We start from the raw sequence: 23,649 nt of genomic DNA on the forward strand, positions 1-23,649 counted from the left end.
AGAAGTGAGTATGAGACGAGGATTTGGAGCGGAAAAGCTCATGAACAATAATTGTTCAATGCAAGCTCCACATCAACATAACAAACTGAGTTAATTTTTTACTGTACTTTTGAAATTTCAAATCTAACACCGCAAATCCATCATGAGGATAATGGCTTTTGATTATGGTACCAAGCGAATAGGTATAGCTGTTACTGATCCGCTGCAAATTATTGCAACCGGGTTAGATACAATACACCCTAATCAGATTGTAGATTTTCTGAAAAAATATCTGCTCACCGAACAGGTGGAGCGCTTTATAGTTGGCGAACCCAAACAGATGGATAACACCCCATCCCAATCGGCTGTCCATGTAAAAGGATTTGTCAATTTGCTGAAAAAGAATTTCCCTGATATACCGGTTGAAATGCTGGATGAGCGTTTTACGTCTAAAATGGCATCGGCGGCCATTGCGCAAAGTGGCATGGGCAAAAAAGCGCGGCAGAGTAAAGAGTTGGTAGATACGGTGTCGGCAGTGATATTGCTTCAATTGTGGATGCAGATGAAAAACCAGGTATAACGGTAACCACAATGAATTTTACTGAAGGCATAACAGCCTGGGCTTGTTGAAACGAGATAGTATAGTGAGTTTCCATAATGTATTAAAAATCAGTAAAATATAAAATGCTTACTTTTGCAGGATGGAAATCTTAGACAATCGCCTACAAGATTATCTTGATGCACATACCGATCCGGAGCCGGATGCTCTGCAGAAGATAAACCGCGACACGAACCTGCGTGTGCTTAAACCGCATATGTTATCGGGCCATTACCAGGGACGGGTGCTGAGCATGCTTAGCAAAATAATGCAGCCAAAACTTATTGTAGAGATTGGCACTTTTACAGGTTACTCAGCAATTTGCCTGGCTGAGGGTTTGGCAGATGAAGGTATTTTACATACGATTGAAGTAAACGCCGAGATGGCGGAAACGATAGAGAAGAATATAAAATCCACAAATGTTGAGAAAAAAATACGCCTGCATTTCGGCGCTGCTGAGGCTGTAATACGCGATTCTGACTGGAAAGACATTGATATTCTGTTTATTGACGCTGACAAACAAAATAATTTTACTTATTTCGAGTTATTAATTGACAAAGTAAGATCCGGAGGATTAATAATAATTGACAACGTTTTGTGGAAAGGAAAGGTATACGGGGATGACAAAGACACTGATACGCAAAAAATCCGCAAACTAAATGAACAAATAAGCGTTGACACAAGGGTTGAAAAGGTTATTCTACCCATTCGTGACGGCTTATTGCTCATCAGAAAAAAGTAATTATGAAGAAACTCTTATTTATTACCCTATTCTCAATTACCGCATTCGCGGCATCAGCGCAAAAACATACTTCACAAACCTATATCGAACAGTTCAAAGATAATGCCATTCGCATTATGAATGAGACCGGCGTACCCGCAAGTATAGTTTTAGCTGTAGCTATGCATGAATCAGGCAATGGAAACAGCTCAATAGCTAAAAATCTGAACAATCAGTTTGGAATAAAGGGCGGCAAAACTGTAGTTTATTATAAACACAAACGCAAAGTACGCTCACGTTATAAAAAATACGAGTCGGTACTGGAGTCGTTCCAGGATTTTGCCCGTATCATGACTGAGCGTAAACAGTTCTCTCATCTTAACGATAAATTCTCATCAACAGATTACAAGGGATGGGCGCGTGGTATACAACGCAGTGGTTATTGTACCAGCAAAACCTGGGCTTCACAGGTAATGGGCATAATCAAGAAATATGGCCTCTACGAGTTGGATGCAAAAGTTGCATCTAACGACGCCCAACAATTAGCCCAAAACGCTGATAAATAAAAATTACTTTAAATTTGGTGTCACCGGCCGTTAATTTGAAGTACTTGTATGCGTCAACTTGTTCTCCTATCTGTAATTGTAATAACCCTTGTATCCTGCTCTTCAAAAAAGAAGACCATAAGCGATAGGCAGGCCCACCGTAATAATAAAACCATACAAAAGGCAAACAGGGATGCCATTGCTAATTACGTACCTTATACGGCATTACAATATATTGACCGCTTTAAGGCCATAGCGGTAAAAGAGATGAATCAATTCGGCATACCGGCCAGTATTACACTGGCGCAAGGGTTGCATGAGTCGGGCAGCGGCAATAGCGAACTGGCAAAGGTAGCCAACAACCATTTTGGTATTAAATGTACAAGTGATTGGAAAGGTCAGGGGTATTACAAAGACGACGACCAAAGCAACGATTGTTTCCGGGTATATAAAAATCCCGAAGAGTCGTTTCGTGACCACTCCGTATTTTTGCAAAAAAAGCGCTACGCCGCTTTGTTTGAGTTGGATAAAAACGATTACGAAGGTTGGGCCTACGGCTTAAAGGCGGCAGGTTATGCCACAAACCCTAAATATCCGCAACTGCTTATAAACACCATAAAAAAATACGAGCTCGACCGCTTTGACCGGCCTGAAACAGAAGAACAGAAAATTAAACGTGAAGACCGTGTGCTTGCCAAAATAAATAACAATATAGGCAAAGAAGCAAGAGACTCGGTAGTAAATACCATTCCTGCCGAAAAAATGCACACTGTTCAGCATGGCGATACACTATACAACATTTCCAGGCGTTTCAACATTACTGTTGATGAACTGAAGACGCTGAACAACATGGCCGACAACAACATCAAAATTGGCCAAAAGCTTATTATAGCTCAATAACCCACTGTTAATTTTTGTTAAATTATATGAGCAGGCTTTTGCAAAAGGTTAGTTTTAGCCCCATAATGAAGTTATGGTTATTGCTGTTATCTTGTGCTGTCACTAATGCTTTTGCCCAGGAGAAATCGGTAGAAGGAATAGTGTTCGATAAAGACTCAAAAACCCGCCTGGCCAGCATACGGGTGCTCAATACATCAACCAATCAATCGGTTTACAATAATTTAAAAGGCGAATTTAAAATAAACGCCAGTAAAGGTGATGCGCTTGTATTTACAAAAGAAGGCTACCGTACAGATACCATAAAAGTTGACGATGAACGTACATTGGCGGTGTACCTGAAATCATCTGGCATACAATTGCAGCAAGTTGATATAAACGACACGCTGCTCACCCCCGAAAAAAGGCTGCTGGCCATTAAACGTGATTATAGTAAGATATATGGTTCGCTGGCGCACAACGATCTGCTAAGTCTTTCACCCGGTAGCGGGGCGGGCTTTAGTTTGGACGCGCTATACAATGCATTTAGTCGTAGCGGTCGCAACGCCGAAAAACTGCAACAAATAATTGAACGAGACTATCAGCAGAATGTAATTGACTACCGATTTAACCGTACCCTTGTAAATAGCGTTACCGGCCTCACGGATAAAAAGCTAACTGACTTTATGGAAAAGTACCGGCCCAGTTACTATTTTGTTACTACCGCCAGCGATTACGAATTTATACGCTTTGTACGCAACAATTTTAAGCGGTACAAGCGCAGCCCCAGAACATTCACCCTGCAGCCATTGATTCCTTAAAATGAAGTACCCCGTTATTATTGTACCATTTTTATGGGTAGACGGGATGGCTGTTTTCCCGGTTATTTTAGTTAGGAACAAAGCGGCGATCCAAAATGAGGTGCTCATCAATCACGAGCGCATTCATCTTAAACAACAGCTTGAATTATTGGTAATGCCCTTTTATATTTTATACCTGCTTAACTATATTGTAAACATATTAATACACCGCCAGCACAATAAAGCTTATCAAAACATTGTTTTTGAACGTGAAGCCTATTCGAACGAAAAAAATTTGAAGTATACCGCCACCAGGGTAGTATGGGCATGGCGTAATTATTTATAAAACATTGCCTAATTTAGCCCCGAATAGTGAACAGGATTGCTGATTAACCGGCTATAATGATAAAAAAGGCATCAATAGTTTTTTTAGCGATTTTTTTTAGCTGCCTGGTACCTGCTGCAGCCCAGGTTACTGACACACTACGTGCTGATTCAGTTAAAGCAGATACTATAAAGCCGGAATTTAGAGTAGACACTAATCTGCTTAACAAATTCCGCATCGAACCACGAAAAAATGCGTTGCCGGTACGTATCAGGCCGTTGCAGGTACGCCCGCAGTTTATCCCAATAGAAATGCCTGATTATGAAATTCAGCACTGGCGCAAATGGCTTACCGTAGGTATAAACTTTAACCAGGTAGCGTTTAGCAGTAATTGGAGTGCGGGCGGTGTGAGTGCGATAGCTATAGGTACAAATATTGTGTACAAAACGGAGTATAACAAATCCCCCTTCATATATACTGCCGAGATTAATTTTTTGTATGGCCGGTCAAAAAACAAAGGACAAAGCGCACGTAAAACCAATGACCGCCTGTTTATTGACAATAAGCTGGCGACTAAGTTGTCGAAAAACTGGTATTTTTTCGGCTCGTTAACTTTTGAATCACAAATAGATAAAGGTTTCCAATACCCCGACCCTAACCCGCCAATCCTTATATCCCGCTTCTTGTCGCCGGGTTATATCACCGAATCAATAGGTTTTGAGTATAAGCCATCCAAATATTTTGACGTGCGCTTAGGCACTGGTACGGCCCGGCAAACGTTAGTGTTAGATACAGCTATATACCGCAATCAGCCGTCAAATTACGGTGTGCCGATAGGAAAAAAGATCCGTAATGATCTAGCCTTTCAGGGTGTAATGTCATTTGATAAGGATATTATGCAGAACCTGCACCTTAACTGGCGTTATACATTATTTGTGCCCTACGGCAGGCCGCTTGATTTTGTAAACCACCGCCTTGACCTTACATTGCTGGCGCGGGTGAATAAATTAATAAACGTTACCATAAACGGCACAGCGCTATACAATAAAGATATGGCTGCAGGTATACAGGCAACCGAAGGTTTAGCCTTGGGTATCATGTATAAATTCCCTTAACCAGCTTGCAATCCTGTTACTTAACTCACAACTAATTTGTTAACTTTGCCACCTCAAAATTGGAGTGACAGATGTTTGATAATCTTTCGGATAAGTTAGACAGGGCCTTTAAGGTACTGAAAGGACAAGGCAGTATTACAGAAATAAACGTGGCTGAAACCATGAAGGAGATACGCAAAGCCCTCCTTGATGCCGACGTTAATTATAAAACCGCAAAAACCTTTACCGACGAGGTAAAGCAGAAGGCTTTGGGCCAAAATGTACTTACAGCGGTATCGCCGGGCCAGTTACTTACCAAGATCATGAATGATGAGCTGGCCGAACTAATGGGCGGAACAGCTACAGAGCTTGAACTTACCGGTTCGCCAACTGTTATATTGATAGCAGGCTTAAATGGTGCGGGTAAAACCACTTTTACAGGTAAGCTGGCCAATTTCCTTAAAACTCAAAAAAATAAAAAACCTTTACTGGTAGCTGATGACGTGTACCGCCCGGCAGCGATAGACCAGCTGGAGGTGTTAGGCACGCAGATAGGCGTACCTGTTTATGCTAACCGTGAATCAAAAGACCCTATTGCAATAGCAAAAGAAGGTATTGCCCTGGCAAAACAGAATGGCAATAACATCGTCATCATCGATACCGCCGGCCGTTTGTCTGTTGATGAGGCCATGATGGTGGAAATTGAACAGGTAAAGGCTGCCACTAATCCACAAGAAATATTGTTTGTAGTGGATAGCATGACCGGCCAGGATGCTGTAAATACCGCCAAGGTATTTAATGACAGGCTGGACTTTACCGGCGTGGTACTAACCAAGCTTGATGGCGACACCCGTGGTGGTGCAGCGCTGTCAATAAAATCGGTGGTTGATAAGCCGATAAAATTTATTGGTACAGGCGAAAAGATGGAAGCGCTTGACGTTTTCCACCCGGACCGTATGGCCTCACGTATACTGGGCATGGGCGACGTGGTATCCCTTGTGGAGCGCGCGCAGCAGCAATTTGACGAGAAGCAGGCGGCCGAACTACAAAAAAAGATACGTAAAAATAAATTTGACTTCAACGATTTTTACAGCCAGATACAGCAGATCAAAAAAATGGGTAACATGAAGGATCTGATGGGAATGATACCCGGTGTTGGCAAAATGATGAAAGACGTTGAAGTAAGTGACGACGCCTTCAAATCAGTAGAAGCCATCATCCAGTCGATGACGCCGTTTGAAAAGGAAAACCCTGACAGCATTAACCAAAGCCGCCGCAATCGCATAGCTAAAGGCTCAGGCACCGACCTGGCAGAAGTAAACCGCCTTATTAAGCAGTTTGAAGATATGCGCAAGGTGATGAAACAAATGAGCAACCCTGCCGCCATGGCCAGCATGATGAAGCGGATGCCGAAGATGTAAGAAATTGTACATTAGAGATTTAAAGCCGTTTCGATATTTAGGCGGCTTTTTTCATTTGAAACACGGTTACTTGGGTGCAAGGATCCGTGTTTCACGGGTAAATACCGAGGTAGATACTAACCGGTCAATTTGCTTTAAGTTGCGAGAATACTTGATAAAGAATTATATTTACTATAAAGTATAGCGATGAAGAAATTCGTAACCTGTTTAAGCTTTTTAGCACTGTCATTAATAACGGGATATGCCCAAGTGCCGGGGTCACCGGTTGATGTAGAAAAATACACTTTCAGAATTAGCTTAACAGATCAAAATAATGTTATAGAAGGAGCAGCCACTGTAACCGTCAACGTTTTAAAAGATACAGAACACGTACAACTTGATTTAGTAAAAAAAGATGCCACAGGAAAAGGCATGCTGGTAACATCTGTAACAGAAAAAGGTAAGCCACTGCGTTTTGAACATCAGGGTGATGCTTTAAAAATATTTGCCCGGGCAAAAGCCAACACTAAGCATAGTTATGTTATAAAATACAGTGGCATTCCGGCCGACGGCCTCATTATATCGACTAACGACCATGGCGAACGCACCTTTTTCGGAGATAACTGGCTACGGCGGGCCCATAACTGGCTGCCCTGTGTTGATGATGTTGCGGACAAGGCAGCGGTAGAATTTGTTGTTAAAGCGCCCTCAAAGTACAGGGTAATTGCAAATGGCGTTAAAAACGGCGAGTTTAAAAAAGGCAGCTACCGGGTGACAGCCTGGAAAGAAACTGTGCCCATCCCTACAAAATTAATGGTTATAGGAGTTGCCCGGTTTGCCGTGAAAAATCACGGAACCATAACCGGCATACCCATTTATTCATACGTTTTTCCGCAAGATACTTCGGCCGGGTTTAAAAGCTACGCGTATGCAAAAGAAGTTCTGCCGTTTCTTATTAATAAGCTGGGGCCATATGCCTATAAAAAGCTAGCTAATGTGCAGTCGAAAACCAAGTGGGGTGGAATGGAGAATGCCAGCGCCATATTTTATTATGAAAACTCAGTTGATGACAAGGAGATAGAGGCGCTGGTTGCGCATGAGATTGCCCACCAGTGGTTTGGCGATGCTGCAACAGAAAAGACCTACAGGGATGTATGGCTTAGCGAAGGCTTCGCCACTTTTTTAACCCATTATTACCATGAACACAAGTATGGCACTGACAGCCTGAATCAGCGGTTGATGGCAGATAAGAAAAAAATTTTTGGCTTTGAAAAGGAGCGGCGGACGCCAATTGTAGATAGTTTGCACGCTAAAGATTATACCGATATTTTAAATGCTAACAGCTATCAAAAAGCTGCCTGGGTGCTTCATATGCTACGCCGCAAACTTGGCGATACAGTTTTTTGGCAGGGAGTAAGAGCGTACTATGCACAATATAAAAACAGCAATGCCGGTACAGCAGACTTTATAGCCGTAATGGAAAAATCAAGCGGCCAAAATCTGCAGCAATTTTTTACCCAATGGCTTCATACCCCCGGACACCCGGTATTGAAGGTGACCTTTGATACCACTACGGAGTCCGGTAAGCTACTTATAAAAATAACTCAGCAGCAAGACTTTTTGTATGACATGCCGCTTGAGTATATAGTGAACCATGAAAAACATACTATCACTATAAAAGAAAGATCCAGTACTATAAAGGTACCACTGCCAGTGACTGAAATAGGGTTCGACCCGGATGTGAACAGCCTTGCCGAAATAGTTATGGAAAATCCGGATTACAGCATTAAAGAATGATAGATAAGCGGTACTTTCACTCACACATTAAAATCTTTATCTTTCGCCTGCAAATAAACGCTATACATCGTGTTGGTTAAAACTTTTGGCAGTGCTGTTTACGGAATCGAGGCTATCACTATAACAGTTGAGGTAAACATTGCCGCCGGTACTAAATATTTTATAGTAGGGTTGCCAGACAATGCCATAAAAGAAAGCTATTTCCGTATTGAATCGGCTTTAAAAAATTGCGGTTTCAAAATGCCACGGCAGCAGGTTGTTGTTAATATGGCTCCGGCAGATATCCGTAAGGAAGGCTCGTCGTATGACCTTACTATTGCTACGGGCGTGCTTGCTGCATCGGGGCAGATTGAAACGGAGAACCTGGATAAATATCTTATAATGGGCGAACTGTCGCTAGACGGCACGTTGCAACCTGTAAAGGGTGCTCTACCTATTGCTGTGCAGGCGCGTAAAGAAGGCTACAAAGGTTTTATACTGCCTAAACAAAACGCGCGCGAGGCCGCTATAGTGAACGATCTGGAAGTTTACGGCGTAGAAAGCATAAAAGATGTAGCAGGGTTTTTTAACGGTGATTTGCAGCTGGTGCGCGAGATTGTTAATACACGCGAAGAGTTTTACGATAGCTTGTGCAACTACGACAGTGACTTTAGTGAAGTAAAAGGCCAGGAAAACATTAAGCGGGCGCTTGAAATAGCCGCCGCCGGTGGACACAATGTAATATTAATTGGCCCGCCGGGGGCAGGCAAAACAATGCTGGCCCGCCGGTTGCCTTCTATACTTCCGCCATTGAGTCTCCATGAATCTTTAGAGACTACCAAAATACATTCGGTAGCGGGTAAGTTGTCGGCAGCTGATGCTTTAGTTACCGTACGGCCGTTCAGATCACCGCATCATACCATATCAGATGTGGCGCTGGTAGGCGGCGGCGGCAACCCGCAACCGGGCGAAATATCGCTGGCACATAACGGCGTGTTGTTTTTGGATGAATTGCCTGAGTTTAAGCGAACCGTACTTGAAGTTATGCGCCAGCCGCTTGAAGAACGGAAGGTGACTATTTCACGTGCCAAGTTTACAGTTGACTATCCGAGTAGCTTTATGCTGGTAGCCAGTATGAATCCCTGCCCGTGTGGCTATTATAACCACCCGGAAAAGGAATGTTTATGCCCGCCCGGTGTGGTGCAAAAATACATGAGTAAAATATCGGGCCCGTTACTGGATAGAATTGACCTGCATGTGGAAGTGACGCCGGTAAACTTTAGTGAACTATCGTCGGAAAGGGTGGCCGAAAAAAGCGACCTGATACGTGAGCGTGTAATAAAAGCGCGGGAAGTTCAAATCGAGCGTTTTGGTAACCGGCCTGATTTGCACGCCAACGCTCAAATGAGTCCGCAGATGGTACGTGATATTTGTAAGATAAGCAGTGCCGGCCAAACACTGCTAAAAAAAGCAATGGAAAAACTTGGCCTCTCCGCCCGGGCTTATGACCGTATTTTAAAAGTATCGCGCACAATTGCCGACCTTGCCGGCAGTGAGGAAATACAATTGGAACACCTGGCCGAGGCAATACATTTCAGGAGTTTGGATAGGGAGGGTTGGGCCGGCTAAAAGTTAGTTTGCTATATCAAATTTATTAACCAGCTTTACCAGTTCATCAAGATCAAAAGGCTTAGGCAAAAATCCATCAGCCCTGCTTGATGAGCTAAGAGTAGCCAAATCAATATTAGCGGAGATAAGTACAACCGGGATGTTCCTGGTTTTATCGTTCTCTTTTATTTTAAGGCAAAAATCAGCGCCTGAGCCATCAGGTAAATGATTGTCCATTAAGATAAGGTTGGGTTTAAAGGTCTCAGCCTCATTTATCATCTTACCGTTTTGGCCACCACGTACATCATGCCCTTGCGACTCCAGTACCATGGTGATAATTTCAAGAATATCATCATTATCCTCAATTACGAGTATCTTCATTTGCTTGTTATATCAAGGATTTAATGCCGGTGTATTTAGTTATCACGTTTTTAACGTATGAGAATGCAAATTGATTAAAAAATAATAAAGAATTTACTTAGCTTCGGTTTTATTTACTTCGCACGCTTGGGCTATATAGTTTAGCATTAACCTGTATCTTTCAATCATGTCACTTAACACAAATCAATTGTTAAAAAAACAAAAGAAAACCATCCTTGAACTCTGGATGAAGAATCAGCTTGCCGACGAAGGCTTGCGTGAAGACCTTATCAGTAATGATGAACTGAGAAGCCAGTCTGAAGAGTTAATAGAAGCACTTGTAGGTAATTTATCGTCACAAAACGTAAATGACCTTAATTCTGACGAGTGGAGCCCTGTTATTGAAATATTAGGTGGCATTGCTATTACTCGTGCCCGCCAGGGCTTTAGCCCACGTGAAACCGGGAACTTTGTTTTTTCATTAAAAGAAGCACTGTTGGAGGTTTTGAAAAGAGAAATAACTGACCCGCAGGAGCTTTTTAAAGAGGTTTTGAAAATAAGCAGGATACTGGACAATTTAACCGTTGTAACCTTTGAAACCTTTATTAAAGGACGCGAGGAAGTTATACTGCGACAAACCGATGAGATCGCTGAAATTTCTACACCGGTAATACGCGTTTGGGACGGTATATTGGCCCTGCCCATTATAGGCACTCTTGATAGCGCGCGTACACAAATTGTGATGGAGAACCTGTTACAGGAAATTGTTGATACCGGCTCAAGCATAGCAATTTTAGATATTTCTGGTGTGCCCGCGGTGGACTCGCTTGTTGCGCAGCACCTCATTAAAACTGTTAGTGCTACCCGTTTAATGGGTGCTGAGTGTATTATTAGCGGTATACGCCCGGAGATTGCACAAACTGTAGTGCACTTGGGAATTGATTTGTCAAACATCATCACAAAATCAACACTTGCCAGCGCGTTGGCCTATGCATTTAGGGTGATGAGATTAGAGGTTAAAAAAGCTGCTGCAACAACCAATACAATAAGATAACAATGGATAAAATTCCTATTTTACGGATGGGAAGATTTCTGCTTGTAACTATACAGGTGGATTTGTACGACCGATTAGCACTTACGCTTGAAGCTGACCTGATACAGGCGGTACAAAAACATAACGCCCGGGGAGTGCTGATAGATATATCGGCGGTGTCTATTGTAGATTCATTTATGGGTCGCATAATAGGCAACATAGCCAGCATGTCAAAAATACTGGATGCCGAAACGGTAGTAGTAGGCATGCAGCCCGCTGTCGCGATAACATTAATTGAACTGGGTTTGCCGCTAAAGGGAGTCCATACAGCATTGGATATGGAAAAAGGCATGGACTTATTAAGGTCTATGATGGATACTACCGACAATGACGAGGATGAAGACGCCATAGCTGATGATTTTATCACTGAGTAAGGATACAGTTACTGTAGCACAAGAACAGGACGTGGTTTTTCTTAAAAACCGGGTTAAAGAGGTTGCGGTGCGAATTAAGATGGGCCTTGTAAATCAAACCCGGCTAATCACAGCCGCGAGTGAACTCGTCAGGAACATGATGCGCTACGCTAACGGCGGCAAGTGCCTTATCGAAGTAGTGTCAAGCGGAAGAAATAATGGCGTCAGGCTAACATTTTCGGATAGTGGCCCGGGTATTCCTGATATTACGGCTGCCATGCGGGATGGTTTTTCCACAGGAAAAAGCCTTGGACTTGGCCTGCCGGGCACAAAGCGATTGGTGAACGAATTTGACATAAAGAGTAAAGTAGGCGAAGGGACGATAGTGACGATAATTAAGTGGGCTAATGGTTGATGCAACGCACGTAAGCTTTGCGGCAAATGACCGTAGCTACTTTTCGCTAATTAAAAAAGAGATACACCGCCTGGCAACAGAAGCCGGCATGAACAGTTCCCGGATAAATGAGTTAGACATTATTGTGGCCGAAATGACATCGAACCTGTTTAAGTACAGTGATGATGGCGAGATACTGATGGGCGTATTCCCAAATAATGGCGCACCATATATTGAGCTTATAAGTATAGACAACGGCCCCGGAATGGTAAACCCAGCCCGGATGATGCAGGATGGTGTATCTACATCGAATACATTAGGCCATGGGCTAGGTAGCATGAAGCGCCTGTCTGACGTATTTGAACTGTACTCGCAGCCGGGTTGGGGCACGATAGCTCTTAGCAGGGTTTATAACAAGCCTCAGCCAAAAAAAGGTAATCCCCTTTCAGTACATCCCATTGTGGTTTGTAAGCCTGGAGAGAAAGTTAGCGGCGACGGCTTTGTGATGAAAAAAACAGAGAACTTTACCAAAATGATGCTTGCAGATGGGTTAGGGCACGGGCCGGAAGCCAATAAGGCCATTAATGAAGCAGCAATAGCATTTAGAACGTTCCCTGATTTCAGTCCAACAGAAACTTTAAGATACATCCACAGTACGATAAAAAAAACGCGTGGCGCGGTTATTAATATTGTAGGTTATGACCATCGGTTACGTAAATGGACATCTGCCGGCATCGGAAATATACTGGCGCGCATGGTAGGGCCTACTGCGTTTAAGAATCACATGTCATATAATGGTATTGTAGGTCATAACATCCCCAATACCATGAATGATCAGCAGTATTCTGCCGACGAATATAACCAGGTAATATTATGCTCAGATGGCATTAAAACGCGTATTGAACTTAGTAAGTACCCACAAATGTATAAATACGATTTAAGTGTTTTAGCTGCCGCAATATATAAAGACCACGCCCGAAGAAATGATGACATGTCTGTAGTAGTAGCTAAAGTTAAATAGAAATGACTGAAATAGTAAGCATATCGCTCGAAAACGAAATGGATCTTGTGCTTGCCCATAAGCGATCTATGAAAGTTGCCGAGAAAATAGGGTTGACGGTGGCTACCCAAACCACTTTTGCTACAGCAGTTTCAGAAATTGCACGCGCTATTATTGAGCATACCGATCACGGAAATCTAACAATCGGGTTAGAACAGAATCAACAACGTTATAGCCTGGTGGCCTCCATGTCATATGGAATCGAAATAAAATTCGATAAGTCTGACGCCGGATTTTACTACGCGCAAAAACTTGTGCCCGAATTTTACCTCGTTGAAGAGGACGGCAAAAACCGTATTTATATGAAGATGGGTATTCCGCGTTCACTAAAAATGGATCCGGTAAAAATCAACGCGTTAAAAAAGTTCTTTGCTGATGAGGAGCCCTTAAATGCATATGAAGAAATTAAATTGCGTAACAAGTCGCTTCATAAACTTGCCGGTGAAAAGGAAGAGGAATTGCGGCAGTCGAAAATTATAAATGAACAAAAAACAGAGTTTATTTCGATAGCGAGCCACGAGATAAAAACGCCTATAACCATTATAAAAGCGTACACGCAAATGGCTAAAGCGCTTGACGGGCAATGCAGTGACCAGGTAAAAGTTATACTGGATAAGGTTGATGTTCAAACCACCAAGTTAATAACACTAATCCAGCAACTACTGGATATCTCAAAAATTGAAAATGGAAGTTTTCAATACCTGAAAGAGGTGACCGAATTAAATGCGTTTGTACAGGAGATAGTAGAAATTATAAAATATATAATACCTAATCACGAAATAACGCTAACTCTTTGCGAGGAAACACATGTGCAGGTAGATAAGTTAAGAATGGAGCAGGTGCTGTCAAATCTTATAGGCAACGCGGCAAAATATTCCCAGAAAAACACACCTATTAACATAACGTGTACTATTAATAACAAAGGCTTTGCACAAATTACCATAACTGACCAGGGTATTGGGATGTCAAGCACCACAATTGAATCAATCTTCAACAAATTCTATCGTGATAAAGATGTTATGCAAACGCACGCCGGGTTGGGTATGGGGTTGTACATAGCATCAAAAATAGTGTCAGACCACGATGGAGAAATATGGGTGGAGAGCAAAGAAGGGCAGGGATCCAGTTTCTCATTTACCTTGCCGGCCGAACCAGTTGCAATTTAATTATCTATCAAAATATAGATAAAGTGTGTCCCAGGTATGAGTACTGCTATATCACATTCTTTTTAATGCACAGCACAGTACCCCACAGTTAAGCATAGCTCGTAACAGTGTTTTGTAGCTGCTTGGTTAGATTTGTTTTTACCGCTTTATGCGGTACCAATAAACTTAATAGTTAACCAATCAATTATCAAAACCATGAGAACAAGAGTGCTGATTTACAGCGCGCTGGCGTCGTTGATGCTGGCTCAGAGCTGTAAAAAAAACGAAAATCAATCTTTAAAGGAAGCTGCGGATGCGAAACCATCTAAACTTAAAACCGCGGCTACGTTTGACCAAACCGTTACTAATTTTTTTAAACGTACCACCGGCTCGGTTGCATTTGACCAGGGAAGCAGTATTCCGCTTTCAGACGGTCGTGTGCTGTGGGTAACACAGGATGCATTTTACCAGGGCTCATTATCGGGAGGAAATTTGTATTGCAACCATTATATAGCTTACACAAATTCTATTATCATCCAACCCGCAAAAACTAACTGGTCTGCAAGCGCGCCTATGATGACCAGGACCGGAACCGTGAATAATATAGGGAATATGATTCCGGTGCAACCAGGCAGCACCTGGACCTGGCCGGGTACAGGTGTGGAAATTGGCAACTATATATGGGCAAAGCCGCGGCCCAAATGATTTTGGAGAATACAAGGCGCCATATAGAGGTGCCGTTTTTTTACACTGAACGGCCTTCACTATAACATGCTTCAAGATAATGAGCATGGTACTGCCTCAAGGCGAATATGTACTTATTAAGCCTTTTTTAGTCTTTCCCGGCTTTTAAAAACATAGTATACAATAGCCGCTAAAGGTATTATAAGCATTAGCCACGAAACCATATCCCAAGCATCGTCGCCTGTTAGTGCAGATATTAAACCTATGCTGCTGATTATTGCGAAAACTAATGGCAGCAGCCAAACGTGTAAAAAATTTTTCATGCCATCTCTTTTGTCAGGTGATAAGTAGCTTCAAGTCGGGCTAGTTGGTCGCGGGTTGATTTATTGCGCGCGAACCATAGATACAGACCGCTGCCTAATACTACAATTGTTGCAATATCAAAAAGCGCCCATATTACTTTTAAAGGGATACCCCCATAATCGCCAAAGTGAAGCGGCTCAGATATAAACAATGTATTTACGTACCATGGCATATCCCTTATATCAGTGAGCGTCCCGGTTTTTGCATCAATTAAAGCTGGCTTTAAAATACGGGAAGTTAACGGCGTTGTGCCCTGTACAAATATGGCGTAATGATGCTTGCTGGAGAACATAGTGCCCGGGAACGCTACTATGTACGGACGCATTAAAGCCTCCTTCGCCTGTACCTTTTTAACCGCGGCGTCTAAAGAAGTTAATTTTCCGCTTAACGGCGCCGCATTTTTGTATGGGGCGGTCATCTCGGCCAATTGGCCTTGTTGCCACAGCCCCAGCACCACATCAGATAAAGTGTTTATTACACCGGTAAAACCAACCACTGTTGCCCAGGTGAGGGTTACAATGCCCAGCAGGTTGTGCATATCCAGCCATTTTAGCCTGCTGGATCTTTCGGTACGGATCATCCCAAAATCAAACTTTTTCATGATGGGGCCGTAAAGCATAATACCCGATATGATTGCGATTATAAACAGTATGCCCATTAAACCCATAAATAATTTGCCGGGTATACCGGCAAACATATCCACGTGCAACCTAAACATAGTGTACATAAAGCCTTCCTGTACTTCCGGCGTTTCCTCAATTTTACCACTGAACGAATTTATAATTACATATTTATCGGTTTCATAATGAGACATGAGCGAGTCACCCATAGTAATACTGATGTTACCAGGATGCTCTCTATCCCAATACAACAGTTTTACAACCCTCCCTTTAAATCGGTTCTGTGCTGTTACTAATAACTCATCAAGTGGTTTCGTGGTAGCTGCAACCTGAGTTTCTTGGGTTTTTTCTTTTTCAGAGAAGTGCTCTATTTCCTCATGGAATATCAGTGGCAGGCCCGTTAAACATAGGAGCAGTAAAAAGGCGGTGCAAATTAAACTGGTCCATTTGTGCCACCAAAACCAACGCTTAACACTTTTTATTGTAGTCATTTAGCAGCTTATTTATAAACGTTCTAAATATAGTGTTAATTCTGAACAAAATAAATTAGATAAAGGAATGGGCTACCAATTATGCACATGTAGACGAAAAAATGCTTACTAATACTTGCATTGTAACAATTTCTTTAGAAAAATAATTTTCCGTAATAACTCATAACTTTGGCACTTGTATTTACAAGTTCTCTTTAAGACCTATTAATCACATTTAAAATGAAAAAATTTGTAATTCTCTCACTATCAATCTTTATCAGCGCATCTGTATTTGCACAAGGCAAAACAAAAAATATTATAGTTGTCACCCTGGACGGCTATCGTTGGCAGGAGCTTTTTCGCGGTCCTGATTCAGTTAAGCTTTTCAAACGCAGTTTTTTTGGTCAGGACTCGGTATGGAAAATAAAGAAGCATTGGAATGGCAAAACCGCTGCGGAACGCCGAGAAAAGCTGATGCCTTTTTTTTGGAATACTATTGCCAAACAAGGCCAAATATATGGTAACCGCGATTTAGGAAATTATGTTAATGTTACCAACCCGTTTAAAGTATCGCATGCCGGCTATAGCGAAATGTTTATCGGTTATGCCGATCCGAAAAGGAGTAACGGCTCGCCAAATAACCCGCATGAAAATATATTTGAATTTTTTAACAAGCAGTCCGGCTACAAGGACAAAGTAGCCGTTATAACCTCATGGGATGAGTATTATCGTATTTTAAACAGCGAAAGAAATAAGTTTCCTATTTACTCCGGTTGGGTTGATATCGGCGGAAAACTTAACGAAACCCAGAAACTTTTAAATAAGCAGCAGCATTATATGCCAAAAATATTTGGAACAACAGAAAGGCTTGATGTAGCTACCTATCCTATGGCTAAAGAATATATTAAGCAAAATCATCCCAAAGTATTTTACCTGGCATTTATTGATACCGATGCTTTTGCCCACCGCGGGCAATACGATTTTTACCTGGATGCCGCGCACAATACGGATGATATGATAGCGGATCTGTGGGCGCAAATCCAAGGTGACCCTTTTTATAAAGATAAAACTACTTTGTTCATCACTACCGATCATGGACGTGGCGAAGAAGCCGACTGGACAGATCACGGCCGTAAGGTGCCGGAAGCCGACCAGATATGGTTTGCCGTAATGGGCCCTGATACGCAGCCATTGGGTGAAATTAAAGAGTCGGGGCAGCTTTACCAAAAGCAATTTGCCAAAACTATAGCCGCATTATTAGGGTTCGATTTCGTTAGCCCAAACCCCATTGGCGATGTGATTCAGAGTGTACTAAAAAAGTGATCATAAATTAATTTATAATAAGTGAAAAGAACCGCCACCCTCGCAGCCCTATTTATTCTGTTAACCGCGTCACAAATATTTGCACAACCTAAAATGCCCCGGGCTTACCGAGATACGGTAGCCACCAATTTTTTTAAACGGACCAGTGGAATGATAGCCGGCGACGGAGGATACAGTGTCGCATTGGCCGATGGCCGTTCCTTGTGGCTAATGGGTGATAGTCATATTGATGATTATGACCCCGCAACCGGTTCCATTCCATGTATTTTTCAGGTTAACAACAGCGCTGTATTACAGGCTGCTAACAGCTGGAAGCAGGAAGATACAAAGACACTTACAAGTAATGGGCCGGGCAGGAAAAGCTTTTTTAAATCAAGCGATGATGATAAGGATTTTTATTGGCCGGGTGCCGGCATTCAGGTGAAAGATACGGTGTATGTGTATTGTTCAGGCGTTAAAATTATAGGTTCGGGGGTAATGGGCTTTGCCCCAACGGGGAAACATGTATTGGCAAAACTAAAATTCCCCGAAATGACTGTTAAAGGTTACATCACACTGAATATACCAGACAAAATGGGTTACGGATCGGCATTTATAAAAGATGGTAAATACATATACGTTTATGGACATAAACACTCGTTTGGTATAAGCGACATTTATGTAGCCCGCTTTCCGGTAAGTAACTTTTATGCCAGGTGGGATTACTGGGATGGTAAAAGCTGGCAAAAAGACCCGCTTAAGTCAGCGGTAATAGGCTCCACTAACGGTGGCACGCCTATGGTTACCAAGTTAAAAAACAAAATTGTGCTTGTCGGGTCGGAGTTAAGTGTAGATTGTGATCAGGGTACCAAGATTTACGCAGCAACGAGCACTAATTTTACCGGCCCTTTTTCTGAAAAAAGAGTAATTCATACTATTGATGACCGCAAGGATGGCCATTCACCTTTTTTCTACCTGCCGGCTATTCACTCACAATTTAGTACAGCCGACAAAGACGTCTTGTTAACGTACAGTATTAATGGCTACGGTAAATGTGCAGAATGGTGTATTAACGGCCGGGCTAACCCTAATGATTACCAGTTACAGGCTGTGCGCGTACCTTTAAAACTAATTGACCCGGCACTATGACGTTGTTCTTTGTTATGTTAAATACTTAAAATTTTATATATTTTGCAATCGATTGTAAATAAACACCAGTTTACCAATATCCCTGATTATGAGCGAACAAAACGAGAAAGATTCATCAAGGCGCAGTTTTCTAAAAAACTCCGTTAAAGGAGCGGCATTAGGAGCGGTGGCATTATCCGGTTTCCCTACCATTGTGCCGGCAAGTGTTTTAGGAAAGGATGCGCCTAGCAATAAAATAAACATTGGTATGATAGGCATGGGTCGTATTGGCCATATGTCTGAGTTGATGGGTTTATTAGGACAGCCAAATGTTAATATTATAGCTGCGTGCGATGTAGACAGCAAGCGTATAGATGAGGGAAAAGCTGCCATAAATAAACATTATGCAGCAAAAAGTGGCAAAAGCTATGACGGCACCCAAGGCTACGGCGATTACCGCGAAATGTTACGGAACAAGGACATAGACGCTGTAACCGTAAGTACGCCAGACCATTGGCATGCCATAATGGGTATTGATGCTGTACGTGCCGGTAAAGATGTTTATCTGCAAAAACCGGCATCGCTTACTATAGCCGATGGCCGTGCGCTGAGTAACGAGGTGCACCGCACCGGGCGCATACTGCAAATTGGAAGCCAGCAGCGCTCTACACCGCAATTTAAAAAAGCTTGTGAATTGGTACGAAACGGCCGGATAGGTAAAGTGCATACGGTTTATGTAGGATTACCAATTGACGACCCTAAACAAGCGCGGCCTGAACCTATTATGCCGGTACCTGAAAACTTAAATTATGATATGTGGCTTGGCCCTACACCCTACGTGCCGTATACCGAGAGGCGGGTGCATTCGCAAAAAGGCATTTACGCGGAAAGGCCCGGGTGGCTGCGGTGCGAGCAGTTTGGCGCAGGTATGATAACCGGGTGGGGAGCCCACCATTATGATATTGTGAATTGGGCGCTAGATACAGAGTACACAGGTCCAACCGAAATATCTGCAAAAGCAGAGTGGCCGGATCCCGCAGCCCTTTGGGATGTGCACGGTCCCTTTAAAGCCGAAGCATTATTTCCGGGCGATGTAAAGGTGCTGGCCAGCGACAGCTACGCCAACGGTGTTCGGTTTGAAGGCACTGAGGGGTGGATATTTGTATCAAGGGGTGATATAAAAACTACCGCTACTGATCCTGTATCCAAAGGTAAAACCATGAAAGCGCTTGACGCAAGCAACCCTAAAATACTCGAGTCAGTTATAGGCCCCGATGAGATACATTTATACAACAGTACCAATCATCATGCTGACTGGATACAGGCTATTATCAGCCGCAAAGATCCTATAGCGCCGGTAGAGGTAGGACACAGGGCTTGCAGCGTTTGCATGCTTACTCACATTGCCATGAAACTTAAACGCAAGTTATACTGGGACCCTATAATGGAGCGGTTTAAAAATGATGATGAAGCCAACTTTATGCTATCGCGCGAGCAACGGTGGCCCTATCAAATGAATGTAGGTTACAACCTGGTAACCAAGCCGTAAGGACGTAAAGTATTGAACTATAAGAGCAGCGGATAAGCTGCTCTTGTAGTTTATACTCAGTTAGAATATTTTTAGCGTGAGTAGTGTAACATCATCAATAGGCCTCGCTTTTACGTGCTGACCTATATGATCAAGTATAGATTGATTAAATTGTTCAGGCGATAATTTGCCATTTTTTACCACGCAGCCGTGTAATCTGTCCTCATTCCAAATCTTTGAAACGTCGGGCTCATGGTCCATTAAGCCATCAGTATAATTAAATATTAAGGTTTCTGGATCTATGTCTACCTCACCCTGGTTTAAAAAAGGCAGATCCTCAAACGCCCCTATCATGGTAGTGCCTAACTTTAACTGTATAGCTTCGCCATTGGAATATAGGATAGCCGGATTATGTCCGGCGTTGATATAATTAAGTTTGCGGGTGTTTTGGTTGTATTTGGCTAAAAACATGGTTATAAATTTTTCGCCTTTGGTGTTTTTCAACACAATTTGGTTGAGCCGGTCAATAATATTGGTAAGGTCATCTTCAACAGTAGCCCACGCGCGGAGGCTAGCCTGGAAGTTTGCCATTAACAGTGCCGCCGATATACCCTTGCCCGAAACGTCGGCTATGCACCACAAAAACTCATGATCATTTATCCGTATAAAATCAAAATAATCGCCGCCAATATTTTGATGGGGCAGGTATCGTGCATTCAGTTCAACAAAGCTGTCTTTATGTACGCGCACTGGTATCAGCATATTTTGGACTTCGCCCGCAAGTTCCATTTCACGGTGAAAACGCTCTGACAGCAGCCGCTCTTTAAACAGTTTTTTATTTTCTAAACCCACCAGTACCACGTTTATAAGCGTTTGCATAAAGTTGAGATCATTGCTCAACATTTCATCTGTCCAGTCAAAATTACCAATCAATGCGTAAGCTATCGGCTTATTCTTTTGATAGAAAGGGATAAAGTAATCATACCGCGTTAAAACAGGGTTTTTGCTGCCAGCCAATGGAGCCGGTTCTTTTACCTTTTTGAGTTGCTGGCAAGCCTTATAAAGTTCGCGGATTGGCTCAAATTCACCGCCATATTTTGCTATGCAAACAAAATCACCTTCATCCTCAATTAAAAAACGCAGGCGGCCTATGTGCAGATAGTTTTGAAAAATTACCTCCAGCATTTGTATTAAAACAGGCGTGGCCATGTTTTTATTGATAGCCCGTGTTATTTCAAGTAAAGAGTTTAACTCCGATTGCCGTTTCAGCAGCAATCTAATCAAATCATCTTCACCCGAATTAGCTTCAATATGCTGCATTGGTTTATTTGAGAGAGGTTTTTATAAAATTATAAAATAAATCTTTCATACGCGGACACTTTGTGATTTAATGTCAAAAGCATCACGTAACCCCACAGTTACCAGGTTAAAAGCATATACAGTAAGCATTATTGCCAAACCCGGTATAATAGCCAGGTAGGCAGAATCCATCACGATATAACCGTAATGCTCTTTAATCATACTACCCCAGGTGGGCGTGGGAGGCTGTGCGCCAAAGCCAAGAAAGCTTAAGCCCGATTCAAGCAGTATAGCTGCAGCAAAGTTGGATGATGCGATAACCAATATCGGCCCGGTAATGTTAGGGAGTATGTGTTTTGTGATTATGCGTGTGTTGCTATATCCAAGCGAGCGGGCAGCCTCAATATACTCCTGCTGTTTAACAGCCATTACCTGGCCGCGTACCAGCCGCGCAACTTCAACCCACATAGACAGACCTACAGCTATAAATATTTGCCAGAGCCCTTTACCAAGGGCAAATGATATGGCAATTACCAGCAGTAATGCCGGCAACGACCATAATATATTCATCACCCAACTTAGAGCGATATCGGTTTTACCGCCGAAATAGCCGGCTACAGCTCCTATACTTACGCCTAATAACAAGCTGATAATAACAGATATTAAACCGACAGCCAATGATATGCGGGTACCCAGCATCAGGCGGCTTAGCATGTCGCGGCCGTACACATCGGTACCCAGCAAATATGTTTTTTCAGTTACTTCCCAATAACCGGCGGTGTTAGTATTCACTTTATACAGCCTGGCCTCCGGTTTGTCCTCATCTCCCAGATACTCGTTTACGCGCACAGTGCCGTTATTGTAACTATAACTTGTAATGGGTGTGTTATTATAAAAGTCCGGCTGTCCAAAAAGCATTTTTTCAATAAAATTAACCGTGTCCACCGGTTCAGTTTTACGTATACGCAGCAATTGAAATGTTGCCCCGGGCTTTTTCAGGCTTAATTGTATAACCATGTTATTCGCCTGCGGGGTGTGGTCGGGCATAATCAAATAACCCAGCAGTGCTATAATTACGCTTAACAGGATAAAAGCCAGCCCCGCAACTGCAAATTTATTGCGTTTAAATAATGCCCATGTACTCCGGCCGTTAGTCAATGGTTTGCATTTAATGGATAAATTTTTTACGATAATTTAACGGGCTTAGCTGCATTTTACTTTTAAAGGTTTTATAAAAGTGAGATACATCGCCAAACCCGCTTTCAAAAGCTATAGCAGACACTGGCTTATCTGTTTGAATGAGCTGTTGGGTGGCATAGTTCAGCCGGTATTCAATAATGGTTTCGATAAAAGTTTTGCGGGTTATTTTCTTAAAAAACTTACAAAAAGCATTAGGAGTCATGTTGGCAATACCCGCCGCCTCTTCCAATGTAACCTGCTTTCTGAAATTATCAACCAGGTAGGCAAAAACCGGGTTTATTCTTTTTTGCTCAGTAATACTTATAGTAGCTATCGTGCTGTCCTGGTCAAGTAGCTTATATTTAGTGTCAGCCGCAAGTTTGTATAAAACATCAAGCAACATTAAAAGCCGTTTAAAATCATCTTCCTCCTCATGAAGCTGTTTCAGGCCCTGGTTTACAATAGGCTGTATGGTACTTTTAAAGCTTATGCCACTCCTGCTCTTCTGAAAAAGCCTGTTTATGTGTCGCAATTCATAACGATTAAAAAAGTCGTTGCCTAAAAAATCGTTTGTAAACTGTATAACTATAGCCCCTGCCTCCTCCTCCTCGTTATCAAGTTTCCAGCAGTGGGGCATATTGGGGCCTATGAGCACTAGATCCCCCGGCCCAAAATTTTCCATGTGGCTGCCTATATACCTTTTGCCGTTGCCTTTTGTAATACAAGTAAGCTCGTATTCTTCATGAAAGTGATATGGGGCCTTAAATGCCGAAGCATCAAAAGCCCTGGCCTGAAAAGATTGCTTGTCGCTGTGGGGTATTACCTCGTACGATGCTTTCATGATAGCATATTTTGATAATTATCAAATACTTTATAAGTATATGGATAAAATATGCCACTTTAAAATTTTAAAAAATTTATGCCTTTCAGCGAAAAACAGGATGTCACC

25 protein-coding genes are annotated in these 23,649 nt (G+C 42.5%); 19 read left to right on the forward strand and 6 right to left on the reverse strand.

All coding sequences use genetic code 11. The features are described 5' to 3' along the window. Positions 1-142: 142 nt before the first annotated feature. The 10 genes from ruvX to DJ568_RS09615 all read left to right on the forward strand — a co-directional run bounded on the left by ruvX (position 143) and on the right by DJ568_RS09615 (position 9,743). Positions 143-559: a Holliday junction resolvase RuvX gene (ruvX, locus tag DJ568_RS09570; protein WP_114005055.1), complete on the forward strand. Its 417-nt coding sequence runs from the start codon at positions 143-145 to the stop codon at positions 557-559. 121 nt (positions 560-680) lie between these two features. After that, positions 681-1,319: an O-methyltransferase gene (locus DJ568_RS09575; RefSeq protein WP_114005056.1), complete on the forward strand. Its 639-nt coding sequence runs from the start codon at positions 681-683 to the stop codon at positions 1,317-1,319. A 2-nt stretch (positions 1,320-1,321) separates the two neighbouring features. After that, positions 1,322-1,864 carry a glycoside hydrolase family 73 protein gene (locus tag DJ568_RS09580; protein WP_114005057.1) on the forward strand — a complete coding sequence of 181 codons (543 nt, stop codon included), beginning with the start codon at positions 1,322-1,324 and terminating at the stop codon, positions 1,862-1,864. A gap of 48 nt (positions 1,865-1,912) precedes the next feature. Beyond that, positions 1,913-2,743 carry a glucosaminidase domain-containing protein gene (locus DJ568_RS09585; RefSeq protein ID WP_114005058.1) on the forward strand — a complete coding sequence of 277 codons (831 nt, stop codon included), beginning with the start codon at positions 1,913-1,915 and terminating at the stop codon, positions 2,741-2,743. A 26-nt stretch (positions 2,744-2,769) separates the two neighbouring features. Beyond that, positions 2,770-3,540, forward strand: coding sequence for a carboxypeptidase-like regulatory domain-containing protein (locus DJ568_RS09590; protein ID WP_114005059.1), 771 nt, complete (start codon positions 2,770-2,772; stop codon positions 3,538-3,540). 1 nt (position 3,541) lies between these two features. Then, positions 3,542-3,865 carry a hypothetical protein gene (locus DJ568_RS09595; protein ID WP_114005060.1) on the forward strand — a complete coding sequence of 108 codons (324 nt, stop codon included), beginning with the start codon at positions 3,542-3,544 and terminating at the stop codon, positions 3,863-3,865. Between the two features lie 56 nt (positions 3,866-3,921). Beyond that, positions 3,922-4,959 (forward strand): DUF3078 domain-containing protein, encoded by a 1,038-nt coding sequence (locus DJ568_RS09600; RefSeq protein ID WP_114005061.1) that lies wholly within the window; start codon positions 3,922-3,924, stop codon positions 4,957-4,959. Between the two features lie 71 nt (positions 4,960-5,030). Next, positions 5,031-6,359: a signal recognition particle protein gene (gene ffh, locus DJ568_RS09605; protein ID WP_114005062.1), complete on the forward strand. Its 1,329-nt coding sequence runs from the start codon at positions 5,031-5,033 to the stop codon at positions 6,357-6,359. A gap of 186 nt (positions 6,360-6,545) precedes the next feature. After that, positions 6,546-8,135, forward strand: coding sequence for a M1 family metallopeptidase (locus DJ568_RS09610; protein ID WP_114005063.1), 1,590 nt, complete (start codon positions 6,546-6,548; stop codon positions 8,133-8,135). Between the two features lie 69 nt (positions 8,136-8,204). Next, positions 8,205-9,743, forward strand: coding sequence for a YifB family Mg chelatase-like AAA ATPase (locus DJ568_RS09615; RefSeq protein WP_114005064.1), 1,539 nt, complete (start codon positions 8,205-8,207; stop codon positions 9,741-9,743). Positions 9,744-9,746: 3 nt separating this feature from the next. Here DJ568_RS09615 and DJ568_RS09620 read toward each other — a convergent pair whose 3' ends face one another. Continuing rightward, positions 9,747-10,103, reverse strand: coding sequence for a response regulator (locus DJ568_RS09620; protein ID WP_114005065.1), 357 nt, complete (start codon positions 10,101-10,103; stop codon positions 9,747-9,749). A 166-nt stretch (positions 10,104-10,269) separates the two neighbouring features. Between DJ568_RS09620 and DJ568_RS09625 the strand changes: the two genes are divergently transcribed. From DJ568_RS09625 to DJ568_RS09650, 6 genes are all read left to right on the forward strand, one after another. Further along, on the forward strand, positions 10,270-11,136 hold the full coding sequence (locus DJ568_RS09625; protein ID WP_114005066.1) for an STAS domain-containing protein: 867 nt from the start codon (positions 10,270-10,272) through the stop codon (positions 11,134-11,136). 2 nt (positions 11,137-11,138) lie between these two features. Further along, positions 11,139-11,549, forward strand: coding sequence for an STAS domain-containing protein (locus DJ568_RS09630; RefSeq protein ID WP_114005067.1), 411 nt, complete (start codon positions 11,139-11,141; stop codon positions 11,547-11,549). Then, entirely contained in the window at positions 11,530-11,943 is a 414-nt protein-coding gene (locus DJ568_RS09635; RefSeq protein ID WP_114005068.1) for an anti-sigma regulatory factor, read from the forward strand. Before DJ568_RS09630 ends, DJ568_RS09635 begins: the two co-directional genes overlap by 20 nt. Continuing rightward, complete coding sequence (locus DJ568_RS09640) at positions 11,936-12,943, forward strand: ATP-binding protein (RefSeq protein WP_114005069.1); 1,008 nt, start codon at positions 11,936-11,938, stop codon at positions 12,941-12,943. The genes DJ568_RS09635 and DJ568_RS09640 overlap by 8 nt, the downstream gene beginning before the upstream one ends. A 2-nt stretch (positions 12,944-12,945) precedes the next feature. Beyond that, complete coding sequence (locus tag DJ568_RS09645) at positions 12,946-14,148, forward strand: sensor histidine kinase (RefSeq protein WP_114005070.1); 1,203 nt, start codon at positions 12,946-12,948, stop codon at positions 14,146-14,148. 195 nt (positions 14,149-14,343) lie between these two features. Continuing rightward, positions 14,344-14,832, forward strand: a complete 489-nt coding sequence (locus DJ568_RS09650; RefSeq protein ID WP_199560945.1) for a hypothetical protein — start codon at positions 14,344-14,346, stop codon at positions 14,830-14,832. A 116-nt stretch (positions 14,833-14,948) separates the two neighbouring features. Here DJ568_RS09650 and DJ568_RS09655 read toward each other — a convergent pair whose 3' ends face one another. Beyond that, positions 14,949-15,134 carry a hypothetical protein gene (locus DJ568_RS09655; RefSeq protein ID WP_114005071.1) on the reverse strand — a complete coding sequence of 62 codons (186 nt, stop codon included), beginning with the start codon at positions 15,132-15,134 and terminating at the stop codon, positions 14,949-14,951. After that, positions 15,131-16,285, reverse strand: a complete 1,155-nt coding sequence (locus DJ568_RS09660) for a PepSY-associated TM helix domain-containing protein (RefSeq protein WP_114005072.1) — start codon at positions 16,283-16,285, stop codon at positions 15,131-15,133. The genes DJ568_RS09655 and DJ568_RS09660 overlap by 4 nt, the downstream gene beginning before the upstream one ends. Before the next feature lie 219 nt (positions 16,286-16,504). Between DJ568_RS09660 and DJ568_RS09665 the strand changes: the two genes are divergently transcribed. From DJ568_RS09665 to DJ568_RS09675, 3 genes are all read left to right on the forward strand, one after another. Beyond that, positions 16,505-17,587, forward strand: a complete 1,083-nt coding sequence (locus tag DJ568_RS09665) for a sulfatase-like hydrolase/transferase (protein ID WP_114005073.1) — start codon at positions 16,505-16,507, stop codon at positions 17,585-17,587. 21 nt (positions 17,588-17,608) lie between these two features. Next, entirely contained in the window at positions 17,609-18,715 is a 1,107-nt protein-coding gene (locus DJ568_RS09670) for a DUF4185 domain-containing protein (RefSeq protein WP_147238740.1), read from the forward strand. Between the two features lie 88 nt (positions 18,716-18,803). After that, positions 18,804-20,243, forward strand: coding sequence for a Gfo/Idh/MocA family oxidoreductase (locus DJ568_RS09675; RefSeq protein WP_114005075.1), 1,440 nt, complete (start codon positions 18,804-18,806; stop codon positions 20,241-20,243). Positions 20,244-20,303: 60 nt separating this feature from the next. On the opposite strand, the gene DJ568_RS09680 is transcribed toward DJ568_RS09675, so the two are convergent. From DJ568_RS09680 to DJ568_RS09690, 3 genes are read right to left on the reverse strand one after another with little or no spacing between them, the layout of a single operon-like run. Continuing rightward, positions 20,304-21,542 carry a PP2C family protein-serine/threonine phosphatase gene (locus DJ568_RS09680; protein ID WP_114005076.1) on the reverse strand — a complete coding sequence of 413 codons (1,239 nt, stop codon included), beginning with the start codon at positions 21,540-21,542 and terminating at the stop codon, positions 20,304-20,306. A gap of 45 nt (positions 21,543-21,587) precedes the next feature. Then, positions 21,588-22,679, reverse strand: a complete 1,092-nt coding sequence (locus tag DJ568_RS09685; protein WP_114005077.1) for an ABC transporter permease — start codon at positions 22,677-22,679, stop codon at positions 21,588-21,590. A 10-nt stretch (positions 22,680-22,689) separates the two neighbouring features. After that, complete coding sequence (locus tag DJ568_RS09690; protein WP_114005078.1) at positions 22,690-23,541, reverse strand: AraC family transcriptional regulator; 852 nt, start codon at positions 23,539-23,541, stop codon at positions 22,690-22,692. Positions 23,542-23,649: the final 108 nt, after the last annotated feature.

This window comes from Mucilaginibacter hurinus (assembly GCF_003324525.1).
GTDB lineage: Bacteria > Bacteroidota > Bacteroidia > Sphingobacteriales > Sphingobacteriaceae > Mucilaginibacter > Mucilaginibacter hurinus.

Bases quoted from the DNA above. Each gene is read 5' to 3' on its own strand.
- ruvX (WP_114005055.1), top strand. From the start codon at position 143: ATGAGGATAATGGCTTTTGATTATGGTACCAAGCGAATAGGTATAGCT.
- DJ568_RS09575 (WP_114005056.1), top strand. From the start codon at position 681: ATGGAAATCTTAGACAATCGCCTACAAGATTATCTTGATGCACATACC.
- DJ568_RS09580 (WP_114005057.1), top strand. From the start codon at position 1,322: ATGAAGAAACTCTTATTTATTACCCTATTCTCAATTACCGCATTCGCG.
- DJ568_RS09585 (WP_114005058.1), top strand. From the start codon at position 1,913: ATGCGTCAACTTGTTCTCCTATCTGTAATTGTAATAACCCTTGTATCC.
- DJ568_RS09590 (WP_114005059.1), top strand. From the start codon at position 2,770: ATGAGCAGGCTTTTGCAAAAGGTTAGTTTTAGCCCCATAATGAAGTTA.
- DJ568_RS09595 (WP_114005060.1), top strand. From the start codon at position 3,542: ATGAAGTACCCCGTTATTATTGTACCATTTTTATGGGTAGACGGGATG.
- DJ568_RS09600 (WP_114005061.1), top strand. From the start codon at position 3,922: ATGATAAAAAAGGCATCAATAGTTTTTTTAGCGATTTTTTTTAGCTGC.
- ffh (WP_114005062.1), top strand. From the start codon at position 5,031: ATGTTTGATAATCTTTCGGATAAGTTAGACAGGGCCTTTAAGGTACTG.
- DJ568_RS09610 (WP_114005063.1), top strand. From the start codon at position 6,546: ATGAAGAAATTCGTAACCTGTTTAAGCTTTTTAGCACTGTCATTAATA.
- DJ568_RS09620 (WP_114005065.1), bottom strand. From the start codon at position 10,103: ATGAAGATACTCGTAATTGAGGATAATGATGATATTCTTGAAATTATC.
- DJ568_RS09625 (WP_114005066.1), top strand. From the start codon at position 10,270: ATGTCACTTAACACAAATCAATTGTTAAAAAAACAAAAGAAAACCATC.
- DJ568_RS09630 (WP_114005067.1), top strand. From the start codon at position 11,139: ATGGATAAAATTCCTATTTTACGGATGGGAAGATTTCTGCTTGTAACT.
- DJ568_RS09635 (WP_114005068.1), top strand. From the start codon at position 11,530: ATGATTTTATCACTGAGTAAGGATACAGTTACTGTAGCACAAGAACAG.
- DJ568_RS09640 (WP_114005069.1), top strand. From the start codon at position 11,936: ATGGTTGATGCAACGCACGTAAGCTTTGCGGCAAATGACCGTAGCTAC.
- DJ568_RS09645 (WP_114005070.1), top strand. From the start codon at position 12,946: ATGACTGAAATAGTAAGCATATCGCTCGAAAACGAAATGGATCTTGTG.
- DJ568_RS09650 (WP_199560945.1), top strand. From the start codon at position 14,344: ATGAGAACAAGAGTGCTGATTTACAGCGCGCTGGCGTCGTTGATGCTG.
- DJ568_RS09655 (WP_114005071.1), bottom strand. From the start codon at position 15,134: ATGAAAAATTTTTTACACGTTTGGCTGCTGCCATTAGTTTTCGCAATA.
- DJ568_RS09660 (WP_114005072.1), bottom strand. From the start codon at position 16,285: ATGACTACAATAAAAAGTGTTAAGCGTTGGTTTTGGTGGCACAAATGG.
- DJ568_RS09665 (WP_114005073.1), top strand. From the start codon at position 16,505: ATGAAAAAATTTGTAATTCTCTCACTATCAATCTTTATCAGCGCATCT.
- DJ568_RS09675 (WP_114005075.1), top strand. From the start codon at position 18,804: ATGAGCGAACAAAACGAGAAAGATTCATCAAGGCGCAGTTTTCTAAAA.
- DJ568_RS09680 (WP_114005076.1), bottom strand. From the start codon at position 21,542: ATGCAGCATATTGAAGCTAATTCGGGTGAAGATGATTTGATTAGATTG.
- DJ568_RS09690 (WP_114005078.1), bottom strand. From the start codon at position 23,541: ATGAAAGCATCGTACGAGGTAATACCCCACAGCGACAAGCAATCTTTT.